Source organism: uncultured Nostoc sp., assembly GCF_964245575.1.
Lineage (GTDB): Bacteria > Cyanobacteriota > Cyanobacteriia > Cyanobacteriales > Nostocaceae > Nostoc.
Genome location: NZ_CAXTNP010000173.1, coordinates 1 through 11,922, shown reverse-complemented (window position 1 = coordinate 11,922; position 11,922 = coordinate 1). Strand labels below are relative to the sequence as shown.

The window sequence follows — 11,922 nt, the reverse complement described above, 5'->3', positions numbered from 1 at the left end:
CAAACCAGCTTCATAAATGTTATTTGTAGCTTGAACGCGACCAGACTGATACTTTTCTACATAGTCCTGAGCGAAACATGGGTCTTGGATTTCAGACCGCAAAACTTTGGGATAACCTGGAACCACTGATTCTGCAATTACAGTTCCAGACCAATTAGGGTTAAAGCTATAAACCAGCACTCTGTCAGTACTCAGTGCTTTGCGAACCTCTTCCACGGTGGTTTTAATGACATCCTCTTCGTTAAGGGATTGGCGAATGCTGCGGGTAATTTCGATAAATACCTGAGCTTCATCTGCCTTTGTATCAACCTGTTCTAGAAGCTTTGTGTAGTCAAGGGCGAATCCTAGTTGTATAGCTATCTGAGCCAACAAATCAATTTCAGACTGCTGCCAAAAGCGAATTCTAGAACACTGGTGTGCAATCAATAAACCGAATAGCTGTTTGCCTTTAAGAATAGGTGCTACTAAATTAGATTTGACAGCAAATTGCTCTAGTAATTCAATATCATCATCACTTAAATCGGCTTGATAGATATTATCAATAGCATGGATGGAACCATTCTGGTATTTTTCTACATACCCTGCCTCAAACCCAGGCTCAGAGACTGTAACCCCTAATATTTTTGGTAAACCAGGTGCTACTGACTCGGCGATAAAGGTTCCATTACAATCGGAGTTGAAGCCAAAAATGGTTACGCGGTCAATGCTTAAAGCTTTACGAATTTCTTCTGAGGTAGTTTTAAGAACATCTGCTTCATTGAATGATTCTCGAACCCATCGCGTAATTTTAATTAATAATTGGGAGTAATCAGCTTCGGCTTCTTTCTCCTTTATCAAAACTGAAAGCAACTCTGTGAATAAGTTTATGTTTCTCTCTAAGATCACTAATTCATCTTCGCTAGCGATGAAATATTGAGTAAACTCACTGTCTGGACGTAGCTTGTTTTTGATACTATTAGAAATTGCCGCAGCTTTCCTGACTCGACTAATAGCTCGATTAGTCACAAAAACAGCGATCGCACCTGTTAAAATTGCTGTTACTCCCATACCAGTTAATAAGAGTGACAATTGTCTCTGTAGAGCCAGTTCAGTTTCTGTTGAACTTGCTGCACTCTCAAGTCTTACTTGCGGAATTTGTTTGGTAATTAAATTAATGCCATAGTAGTAAGTAGCTGTTCCAATTGCAACCACAGGAACAATACTAATGCTTAGTGCCCAAACAATTGCTTTAGTCTTTAAACTCCATTTTTGTTGCCACAGCCTTTGTTCACGATTTCGTCTTGCTTGGTTTTGAGAAAAAGACTGATTCATAAATGAAACCTGGATTGCTGCAATTGAGAATCAAGTAAATAACGTCTCTACCAAATTCTACACAAAAGTTATTAAACAAGGACTGGCTTTCAGGAGTATTTTGAGGCACTAACCTCCGTCATGCCTCATAACGCTTTTGTCGCTTTTTAAGGCTCTTGACAAAAGAGAAGCTTACTACTTGCTCTCCTTACATTTGCGTAGGGGCACGAAGTGCGGGAAGGAGTTGGGGTTTATACAATTTCAGTTTAAAAAATCATACAAATACGTTGGTCAGGGCATGGCAATGTTCATTGTTGTCAACTTAACATAAAAATTATGTCCCGCAAGGAACTGAAGTTCCTTGCTAATAGCAAAAGTAATTTAAAGATTACTAAGTATCCCCAAGAATATTTACTCTACTTCACTAGACTTTAGCTATGAGCAAATAACTTTAGTTCAGCGCAGGTGAGGAAGCCAACAGTTTAGCTATTTCTAGGCTTTTGTTGACACTAATGGGCAATGCCATGCCCCTACCATAAATCTATATAATATATCAGAGTTTTCGTGAATTGGTATTAAATGTATGTATTATAGTCTAATTGACTAAAAATGTCTCTAGCTGCGACGCCGATAGCGAACGCGAGTGCGTCTTGTAGAGAAGCGTTAGCGAGTCTTCTCCCTTGGCGCTAGCCTCTCCCAATGTGAGAAGGGGAGACGCCAAAGGCGAACGAGCGTCATAGCCCGCACTTCTCTATGAAAGGCTTTGCGTAGCAAGATCCCCGTATCACTTCGTGGATCTTGCTACGCAAAGCGTGCCGTAGGCAAGGGGTACGACAGAGCTACGTGACACCGCTAGACATTGCACAAACACGGCTTACAAAAAAATCATAATATCTAAATATAGCTTAAGTTGTATTAAATACAATTTAAGCGATATTTATTAAAATTGAAGCTGTAGTTACAAACGCTTATGATGTTATAAGTAAAATTTCAGCTGTAGTTAATACACTTTAAGCAGTAATTATAAATACTCAAGATAGTATAAGTAAAATTGAAGTTGTAGTTAATACAATTTAAGCTGTGGTTATAGATGCTGAAGCTGTAGTTAATAGAACTTCTTCTGGGGTTATAAATGCTCAAGCTGTGGTTAATACAACTTCTTCTGTAGTTATCAATGCTCAAGCTGTAATTAAAATATAGCGCTTCTGGGTTGAGTTCAATACAGACCTAATCTCTAACCCTTTTCCTGCTAGCCTTGAAGAGAGGTGAGAGTGTATTGTATACATAGACAGACCTATAGCGGCTACTCTACGAGTTCTCCAACGGCATACCCGCTTTCTTACAAGCGATCGCTATAGACGCTTCAGATAAATTAAGAGAATTTACCAGTAATTACGTCAGAAAAAATACAATTTTATGTGGATATTGCGGAACCAGAATGCATTTACAGTAGGGCATAGTAACTGTATAAATGTTACAAGGAACTAAATCTATGTCTTTGAGAAAACGTACATCCCGCGTTTTAGAAAGTGCTGAGTTAAGATTCGCTGGACTTAAATCAATTAATGCTAATCTGGATCTTGGGGATGCTTACAACTTAAAAAGTCTGACAGAACTAATTGAGCAATTACGCACCAAGATAGAAGCTCATAACACCACTCTCAGCACTATTGACTCTTCCAAAGTAGAAATTGAAGAGTTAGAACGAATCTTGGGCACTTTCTCTGAGAAAATGCTTATGGGAATTGGCTTTAAATACGGCAAAGATAGCCGCGAATATGAGATGGCAGGTGGAGTTCGCAAAAGTGAGCGTATCCGTAAAAGCAGAGCGACTCGCTTAAAAACTATTGCACAAAAAGCATCTAGCCAGAGCGCTCAAACCACGTAATTTATTCTATGGTTGATAGTGTGCGATGCCTGGGGTTCTTGCTAGCCTACGCATTAATCCCTACTTGGCTCAAAATTTATTTTTTAATTGCCGTAATTGCGACATTTTCCAGAAATAGCTAGAAATCCAATTGGTAATAATGTGAGCGACAATCGGCACTAATAAGTTGCCAGTGAGCAGGGCACTATATGCGAATATCATCCCGACAATTGTTGCCCAAATCACATAAGGCCATTGTTGGGAACCACTAAAATGCAAGATGCCAAAGCAAAGACTAGATACAATGACAGCCAGATGATCCAAGCCTAAAGCTGGCAGCATTACACCTCTAAATAATAATTCTTCACTCAACCCCGGTAGTAACCCCAGCCAAATTAAGTCTGCTAAGGCTAAGGGCTTCAGTACCACTTCTAGATAATAATCTGCACTTTTACGATAGGCAGTCCAAACGCGATAAACTACGCCACTTAACGCGGTGATGGCGATTCCTAACCCTATACCAAACAGCAACTCTCTTTGGTTCAAGTCCCAAGAAAGTAGGGAAAAGTTGCCAAGGTATAACGAAAGTTTGGCGACTATCAACAAAATGATTGCAGTCGCTCCCATCGCCCCAAGTATTTGGATGCGCGTCAGGTATGGAATTTCTGGCTTTTGCTTTTGTTGTTCAATCACGGGTTTTTTGGGGGCAGGGGGAGAATGACTAATGACTAATTGACTGCAAAGGTAATAATTTGGGACGGAGAGCGTCGGGATTGATGCCTGCTTTGTGTGCTGCTAATACACCCACTGCTTCTAAATATGAGTTTACCTGTATAAATTTGATCCCCAAGTGTTGGGGAGGAACTTTTATCAGAGTTTTATTTTCTTCTACTGTAATTATTTGGCATCGTCTTTGGCTTAAACTCAGTAAGGCACTGCTACCACAAGCAGTTGCAGGTGCGATCGCAGCATCGACTTCATCTACCCAAATATCTTCTTGCTGTGATGCAATCTGTCTTTTCTCTATTATAAATTGTGGGGCACGACTTAATCCGACCAGGACGCACGGTAAAAAGGTATAGCCCAATTCTTCTGCGGCGGAACGGGGAGATAAATTAGGTTGTGCAGGTTCACTCAAAAGGGCGGGAGAATGGGCGCAAGGAATTTGAAAGGTTCGCACTAGCAAATGGCTAATTACGGCTTCTGCACCAGCTAAAGAATCTACGCCTTCACCTTGGCGATATTTCTGTACTGCTTTCTCATCCATATCATCGGGGAAACGGGCAACAACTGCGATCGCTTCTGCTCCCGCTTTCTTAATTAATATCTCAGCTGCCCGTAATAAGCTATCCGGGTTGCCAATTGTTCCCCAACTCGCTCCCGATGCTGTAGACCGTAATTCTACATTTAATGGTGCATCTGTAATTACATAATCTGTTAGGGTCAATCCTAGAGTTGCTCTGACTGCATCTGCTGCTTGTATATGTCGTAGCCGCAACTCTGGCTCAATGGCTTGGTCTAAAAGCAAACCTACCTTGTTGGTGCGGACTGGACGTAAACCCCAGCATCCAGAGGCGAATTTGTCAAGCCCGTAACCTTCAACATAGAAAGCATTTGGAAGATTCCAATACAAACTTGCGCCATTCAGGACATTGGGGTGAGTAATTAGGCGATCGCAAACCTGTGCTATAACTTTGGCGACAGGTAAAGCATCTCCTGCATAACCCCCAATGGTAGCCCCAACGCCAGTTGGTACAATTAAGATAGCAGTGTATGGACGTTGCATATCGAGTTAGTTATTTCTTGTGCTTGATAGCTAGTACCGCAAGGCGGAAGTCAACCCCTTTGGGTAAGTCAAAAGTCACGCATTCAAGAGAATTGTATTCTGAGCTTCTTGCGCCATTTGAAATGGTGAACCAGCGCTGCGGGAGGGAAACCCTCCGGAGCCACTGCGGTCTTGGGGTCTCCCCAAGTAGAGCATGTGGCGTCAGGCGACTAGTGAACCCGAAGGGTATATTTATTTACGCTGTACTGTACTAGCTTTGCTGCTCTAGTTTTTTTAAAATAGGAGTAACTCTCCAAAGCGCAGGTCGGTCTTTTGCGAATTTAGCAAATCCAAATACAAGAGGTTCAAATTTATAATTTTGCTGTTTTGCTAATTCCTTCAGCCAGACCTTACTAGGATTATATCGGTATAAAAAAACATCGCTAAAGCGCTCTAATTCTTCAACTGGTGGTAGATAAACTTTAAATATCCTGGAAGGTTGGAGGAGTACTTCTACATTTGGGTTAAGTGAATAGCTTAAAGATAAAATATGACCCACTACTGCATCGCTAATTAAAAGAGGATGAGTTGTCTGATTAACAACTTTTGCAATAGCAATATTTTCCCCATTGTGAACTTTATTATACCAAGTTGTTGCTTGAGCATTGACAGCACAGGACAAAATACTTCCCAAAACTAGGATAACTAAGAGTAATTGCCAAAATTTTTGATGCCAATATTTTAACGGAGGATTAGCTAAATTTCTTCCTAGCAAGTAAGCAACAGCTAGTTGTACTCCTAATAAGCTAGGAATTAGATATCGTGCGTGTGCGGAGCGTATTCCTCCGTAAATTAAATCTGGCATCATTAAAGGCAATGTGCTAACACAAGTCAGAAGGATAATCAATAACCAAACTGATATGGGTGTTTGACGACAAATGCAATAAAAAGCATATAGGATCAAGAGTAACAACACTTGATGCACATAAAAATCCCAGGATTCTTGATTAACATCAAAAAAGAGCCGACCAAGGTGCTGAATCCAGATATCCCTTAGTTCTGAGTTTTTAAGAGTGTAAATCGATGCCCAATTCAGACCTTTATTGGCTTGAGATTGATTAATTATGACAACCCAAGCCCAAGGAAGAAAAACTATGAAACCTAACAGAGATGCTACAAGGTAACTTTTAAGAATCTGTCGCTGGCGAAACCCATAGATAACCATGATATAAATACCATGAGCGATCGCCACCAGTCCAGCCAGAAGAAACGTATAAAGGTTTAGTATTAGAGTAAGTGCATAAATACCCCAGCTAATTCTAGTTTTTAGTCGTATTGCCCACAGTAAAGCTGCGGTTGAAAGTAAAGTAGTTACAGTCCATAGGCTGTATTGTCTTGATTCCTGAGAGTAAAGTACATGAAATGGCGAGACAGCAATTAATCCTATAGTTAACCATGTAGGCAAGTTTGAAGCGAAAATGCCTGTTTCAACAAATAGCTCTTGACACAGCCAATAAGCGCATGGGAATACTAGCAGACTAAGAAGTGCAGGTAACAACCTAGCTAATGTTACTGAACTACCAATACTCTGGAACCAAAAATGTGCCAAACTGTAGTATAAAGGCGGATGCTGCGGATCTTCCTTGGCTAGGCTTTTGACTACATCAATAACGCTTCTTGTTCCATCAGGGTGCTGATATCGCTGGAGTTCCGTTACACTAACTACTGACTTTTCAAAAAAGTGTTGAACAACTTCTTCTTCAGTATAACCAGAAGCTCGCAGAGATGTGATGGCATCATCATACCAGTACACTTTATAGTCAAGGTGAGTAAAACGAAAAAATATGCCCAATACCAGCACAATACAGAGGAAAAAACGCAAGGAAACCTCCTCTTTTATGTTCAATCAATTAAACTTCTAACTGTGCCAATTTTGGATTTTAGATTTAAGGAACAATCTAAAATCCAAGTTGCGCTTCCAGCGCACCAAAGGTGCGACCCAAAATTTAAAATTGAATGACTCCTAACTCTTGACTGTAGTCACCACAGCTTCAACTGTAGCTTTTTGTTCGTCAACATCTACAGAGGTAATTGCCCAACGCAGGGGTTCGCCTTGTTTTTTTAACTCTGTTTCAATTACTTCTAGTAATTCTGCGGGAGTTTCTTGTAAATCAATTTCTGCGGTAATAAAATGAGTCGTCATCTTGGTCAATCCTGTTGATTTGTAATTTCTAGAATAGCTGATATCAGTTGCGATGAAATACTTATGTAATTTATCAGATTTGGTAATGTTAAGTGAGCATTTATCAATAATCTAAACCATATAGGCATTTTCAATCAGGTGAGGTACAAGTATGCAAATAGACCTAACCCCCTAACCCCCTTCCCGAAGCGGGAAGGGGGAACAATTCAAAGGCTCTCTCCTTTTAGGAGAGAGGTCAAAATTGTACCTCACTGGGTCGAGAACCGCTATATATTGATAACTGATTATTAGCCTTTACCAAATTGCAACTGATAAACTATTTCTTCCTTTTCTGTCTCAAGTTTCAAATCAGAAAGGGGTTTGGCAACACAAAGCAATACGTAACCTTGCTTTTGCAAATCTGGACTAACGCCCATACCATCAGTTTGATCCACAGTTCCCTGGCTTATTTTACCGGCGCAAGTTGTGCAAACACCTGCATTACAAGAACTCGGCAGTTCCAAACCAGCAGCATCGGCAACTGATAAGATGGTTTCATTTTCAGGAACTTGCAAGGTATGAATTTTGCCTTGGTGATCAATTTCTACGGTGTAAGTTTTGGGCATATACAAAGGAAGGTGATGCAACGAACAAATTTATTATTCTATCTAAAATAGTTAAAAATATCTAGATGTTACCATAAAAGTTTAGGTTAAATACTGAGATTATAGTCACTAATTCTGAACAATTTTTAGACTAGTAACATTAATTACTATAATTAGAATTATTAGTTAAATTTACTATAAATATATAGGAATCCGATTTGATTTATGAAAAAATTTAAGTATATGTAGGGTGTGTTATCGCCAAGAGTACGGCACCAAACTATCTGATGGTGCGTTAGCCAAAGGCATAACGCACCCTACGTGTATTTCACGCAATCAAATATGAATCCTATATATGCGCGATCGCCTTTCCTTAGAGACTGTATCTGTAAGTCTGCCTTTTAGCATTGGTTCGATGGCTTAGAAAGTTGACACCACACAAAAGAAGGCGGCTTGGTCGCTTTATGTGGAATTGGTGACACGCATTGCTGTGCAACCATTAGAAGTTGACCAGGGTTTGGTACGAGAAGCGATGAACTCTCTTTATAGTTTATTTGGTACAACCCGCGAAGTTCTCAAAGCAGCCGGGCCGGATGTGGGTGCTTCTCGTGATTCAGTGGGGGGAATTGCGAGAAGCAATTAGGCATCATCTCTACTCCAATTCGCAATTCGCTTTTTCGCCCATTCGCAATTACGTTTTGTGATAGTGCAGCGTCTCCTAGAGAGCGTCTGGGGATTTAGACCCCAACACAAAACAAGCTGGTGAAACTTCCATCTTGAAATCTTTTCAAACTCTGCGATCGCTGTAAATCAACAATATACACTATGTAGCGATGATTGCACTCACCAACAAACTTTGGTCATCAATGTTACAAGGTTGACTCTTAAGGTTACAACATTAACCCTTAAGGTTATAACATTAACCCTTAAAGCTAGAACATTAAGGCTTAAGATTAGAACATAAAGCCTTAAAGTTACAACATTAAGCCTTATAGCTAGAACATTAAGCCTTAAGGTTACAACATTAAGCCTTAAAGTTACAGCGATCGCTCATAGCGGTTCTCAATTGCATAGAATACAGATCATTTGTAGGGGCACAGCAATGCTCATAAGTGTCAACTACCAAGGGGAAGGGCGATTTTGGCTTTAGACAAAACTGGGGTAGGGTGACGCGGTAAGTAATGGTAAGTGAATGAACTCAATTTCAGGTCTTGACAAGGGTTTCACGTTAAGTTGACACCAATGAGCTTTTTATTTGCCCTATTGTGTATTGCATCCATAGAGGCGTAGCGGCTACTCTGCGAGAACGCTAAGAGCGAACGTGCAGGGTACTAGAACCTAAAAGTGCGATGTCTACGACGGGCTATGCCTACGCTCATACAACAACATTGTAGTTTTCGTACAACTTAAACATAATATTATTTCCCTGAAAATCAATTTTGCGTGATTAAATTCCGAGAAATCACGGACATGAATAAAAACTTTTACTAAGAAAAATGTGCTTTTTGCTGAACCAGAATACAGGTTAATTGAGACAAAATAGCTTTGTAAAGCTTTTAAAGGTGTAAATATTATGTCTCGAAGAAAACGTAGTTCCCGGATTCTAACAAAAGCTGAGTTTAGAGTTGCCGGACTGAAAGCTATCGATCCAAATATCAATTTTGATGATACTTACAACTTGCAAAACCTGACTCAATTAATAGATAACTTTCACAATATGCTTGATGATTATAACGCTGCTATAGCTATGATTGACTCTTCTAGAAAAAAGCTGGATGAGATGGAAAAAACCTTAAGTCAGGTTTCAGACAAAATGCTGACTGGGGTTGGTTTCAAGTACGGCAAAAACAGCGATGAATATGAACTTGCAGGTGGCGTTCGAGACAGCGAACGTATTCGTAAAAGCAGATTGACACGCTTGAAATCTAATACAGATAAAATATCAGATGAAAATGCTCTAACCGCCTAGTACCGCTACGCAAAAGTCAAAAGGCTTATAGAATCTGCTTTTAACTTTTTTAGAATGGTATCTGTGAAAATTTAAGGTGTCCAGATCACCGACTTATTTGAGAATTCGGTGATTTCTATTATCACGAATGATTCAAGACTGCTATATAATAAGACTTTGCATTAACCCAGAACCTCCGAAATCTTGAAATTGAATGACTAGGTTTATACATGATAAATTTGCCAAAGACTATCTAGAAGAATTATTAAAAGATTACGGAGAGGTCAAAGCATCAGAAAAAGTATCAGGAATCAAAGAAATAGATGTTTTATTTACTCCAGCTAAACAGCAAAGTTCTAATATACAAATACTAGGTTTGCTAGGAAGATTTGCTGAACATCCTGCAATTATAGAGCCATACCGCAATCCAGCTTCTACCGATGAAATATGCGACTGTATTCTAAAATTATTAGAAGTAAAGGCTCTCCTGCGACGATAAGCAAAAGCAAATAAAACCAAACTTCAAGACTCAGAAATTCCCAAATTGTGGGTTCTTACACCAACCATATCTGAAACTAGATTGTCTAGCTTTGGAACTATGCAAAAAGCAGGTTGGTTATCAGGAGTGCATTTTTTGCCAGATGCGTTGCGGACAGCAATTGTAGCGATACACCAACTACCCCAAACACCGGAAACGTTATGGTTGAGGCTTTTAGGAAGGGGAAGTGTGCAGTCACAGGCAATTATCGAGTTGCAAGCGCTACCATTAGATTATCCATACCAGAAAGAAACTCTTGAATTAGTTTACAACTTGCGCGAAAACTTGAGAGTAAATCAAGAATTAGAAGCAGATGATAGGGAGTTAATTATGCGACTAGAACCACTTTATCAAAGAGATAGAGAACAAGCTATACAGGAAGGAAATAAACAAGGAGAACAACGTTTAGTTATACGTAAACTCAATCGCCGTATTGGTGAGATTGATGCATCATTAATCGAGGGAATTCAAGGTTTATCAATTGAACAATTAGAGAATTTAGGAGAAGCATTGCTAGACTTTTCTAGTGTTGCTGATTTAGAAACTTGGTTAAACCAACAATAAGTACAAATTACGTAGCTTGCTTCTCGCCGTTCGCGTAGCGTCTCGTAGAGAAGGCGAGTATTACGAATTACGAATTACAAATTGTCTTTATAGATTATCAGGGTCAATATTTAATTCTCGCAACTTAGCGGCTAGGCGTTCTGCGCGTTGCTTCTCTTGTTCAGCACGCTGCTTTTCCTGTTCAGCCAATTCTTGCGGTGTCGGCACTAACTGCCCTTGTGCCGTAAAATAGCGTAATTGATTATCCTGCACACCCAAATATAAATCTAACTGCTGACTCCATAACCAACCTTGGGGATTCGGTTCTATTGGTTGGTAATGAGCGTCTACTAAATGAAACCCCACAAATTCTAAATTATTGGGGTCAAACCAAAAATACTCTGGCGTGCGAAAGATATCTTGGTAGATTTGTTTTTTTAAGCCTTTGTCTGTGGCTTTTGTAGAAGGCGAAAGCAACTCGACAATGATATTCGGATATTTACCATCTTCTTGCCAAATTACCCAACTTTTGCGCGGTTTGCGATCGCATCCTAGCACCACAAAAAAGTCTGGGCCGCGAAATTCTTCTGATTTAAGTTGACGTTGGCTATAGTAAATTGTCAAATTTCCCGCCGCATAAAAGTCATTGCGATTTTGCCAGCACAATTCTAAGCATTGTAATAACAGAATAATTTGGCGTAGATGTAAATCACTTTCCAATGGTGGTTCGTCACTGTATATATCTCCTGGTGGAAATATTATATCTTCTGCTGGTTCTAATTCTTGAGCAACTGACATGACTTTCTTGAGGCTAGGGGTGAGATGATTAGATGAACACCTGCGGGTGGATGCACAGATGTAATTACTATCATAGGGGTTGCTGATTTATAATTATGTGCGATCGCCTTGTATTAAAAGCGATCGCTGATAAAGCCTTGATATACAAAACGTTTGACTTTTACTTCGGCTACGCTCAGTACGAGTAATTTTTGACTTCCGCTTTCACGGCGGTATTAGAAGTCGCGGCTATACAGACAAAATCCCCTGACCTGGGTTAAAAATCCTTGATTTTATCTTAGTCCACGGAGGTGGAGTTTGTTTATGTAACCCAAGTTGCGGGTTATCAAGGTGTGGGTACTTTGCACTTGAATAGTCGTGCGATCGTTCACGACGAAGTAGCGGTT

The 11,922-nt window shown here is 39.9% G+C and carries 9 protein-coding genes and 2 pseudogenes; 4 read left to right on the top strand and 7 right to left on the bottom strand.

Annotation, left to right across the window (positions count from 1 at the left end; all coding sequences use genetic code 11):
* On the bottom strand, positions 1–1,311 hold a 1,311-nt coding region (locus ACFFAP_RS24325; RefSeq protein WP_375513624.1), incomplete at its 3' end, for a GAF domain-containing protein.
* A 1,471-nt stretch (positions 1,312–2,782) separates the two neighbouring features.
* Between ACFFAP_RS24325 and ACFFAP_RS24320 the strand changes: the two genes are divergently transcribed.
* Complete coding sequence (locus ACFFAP_RS24320; protein ID WP_375513623.1) at positions 2,783–3,178, top strand: hypothetical protein; 396 nt, start codon at positions 2,783–2,785, stop codon at positions 3,176–3,178.
* Between the two features lie 69 nt (positions 3,179–3,247).
* Here ACFFAP_RS24320 and ACFFAP_RS24315 read toward each other — a convergent pair whose 3' ends face one another.
* The 5 genes from ACFFAP_RS24315 to ACFFAP_RS24295 all read right to left on the bottom strand — a co-directional run bounded on the left by ACFFAP_RS24315 (position 3,248) and on the right by ACFFAP_RS24295 (position 7,730).
* Positions 3,248–3,850 (bottom strand): CPBP family intramembrane glutamic endopeptidase, encoded by a 603-nt coding sequence (locus ACFFAP_RS24315; protein ID WP_375513622.1) that lies wholly within the window; start codon positions 3,848–3,850, stop codon positions 3,248–3,250.
* A 28-nt stretch (positions 3,851–3,878) separates the two neighbouring features.
* The gene (locus ACFFAP_RS24310; protein WP_375513621.1) at positions 3,879–4,943 is read right to left on the bottom strand and encodes a DUF3326 domain-containing protein; all 1,065 of its coding nucleotides are present in this window, start codon (positions 4,941–4,943) and stop codon (positions 3,879–3,881) included.
* Between the two features lie 250 nt (positions 4,944–5,193).
* Entirely contained in the window at positions 5,194–6,828 is a 1,635-nt protein-coding gene (locus tag ACFFAP_RS24305; RefSeq protein WP_375513620.1) for a hypothetical protein, read from the bottom strand.
* A 117-nt stretch (positions 6,829–6,945) separates the two neighbouring features.
* A complete protein-coding gene (locus tag ACFFAP_RS24300) occupies positions 6,946–7,125 on the bottom strand; it encodes a hypothetical protein (protein ID WP_229485519.1) in 180 nt (59 codons plus the stop codon).
* Between the two features lie 287 nt (positions 7,126–7,412).
* Positions 7,413–7,730 (bottom strand): 2Fe-2S iron-sulfur cluster-binding protein, encoded by a 318-nt coding sequence (locus tag ACFFAP_RS24295; RefSeq protein ID WP_375513619.1) that lies wholly within the window; start codon positions 7,728–7,730, stop codon positions 7,413–7,415.
* 334 nt (positions 7,731–8,064) lie between these two features.
* On the opposite strand from ACFFAP_RS24295, the pseudogene ACFFAP_RS24290 reads away from it, so the two are divergent.
* The 3 genes and pseudogenes from ACFFAP_RS24290 to ACFFAP_RS24280 all read left to right on the top strand — a co-directional run.
* Positions 8,065–8,340: pseudogene (locus ACFFAP_RS24290) on the top strand (hypothetical protein); the annotation flags it as partial.
* A gap of 942 nt (positions 8,341–9,282) precedes the next feature.
* On the top strand, positions 9,283–9,678 hold the full coding sequence (locus ACFFAP_RS24285) for a hypothetical protein (protein ID WP_375513618.1): 396 nt from the start codon (positions 9,283–9,285) through the stop codon (positions 9,676–9,678).
* Positions 9,679–9,871: 193 nt separating this feature from the next.
* Positions 9,872–10,759: pseudogene (locus ACFFAP_RS24280) on the top strand (DUF4351 domain-containing protein).
* 87 nt (positions 10,760–10,846) lie between these two features.
* Here ACFFAP_RS24280 and ACFFAP_RS24275 read toward each other — a convergent pair.
* Complete coding sequence (locus ACFFAP_RS24275) at positions 10,847–11,536, bottom strand: Uma2 family endonuclease (protein WP_375513617.1); 690 nt, start codon at positions 11,534–11,536, stop codon at positions 10,847–10,849.
* Between the last annotated feature and the right edge of the window lie 386 nt (positions 11,537–11,922).

Coding starts and splice junctions, on each gene's coding strand:
- ACFFAP_RS24320 (WP_375513623.1), top strand. CDS start 2,783: ATGTCTTTGAGAAAACGTACATCCCGCGTTTTAGAAAGTGCTGAGTTA.
- ACFFAP_RS24295 (WP_375513619.1), bottom strand. CDS start 7,730: ATGCCCAAAACTTACACCGTAGAAATTGATCACCAAGGCAAAATTCAT.
- ACFFAP_RS24285 (WP_375513618.1), top strand. CDS start 9,283: ATGTCTCGAAGAAAACGTAGTTCCCGGATTCTAACAAAAGCTGAGTTT.
- ACFFAP_RS24275 (WP_375513617.1), bottom strand. CDS start 11,536: ATGTCAGTTGCTCAAGAATTAGAACCAGCAGAAGATATAATATTTCCA.
- ACFFAP_RS24310 (WP_375513621.1), bottom strand. CDS start 4,943: ATGCAACGTCCATACACTGCTATCTTAATTGTACCAACTGGCGTTGGG.
- ACFFAP_RS24300 (WP_229485519.1), bottom strand. CDS start 7,125: ATGACGACTCATTTTATTACCGCAGAAATTGATTTACAAGAAACTCCC.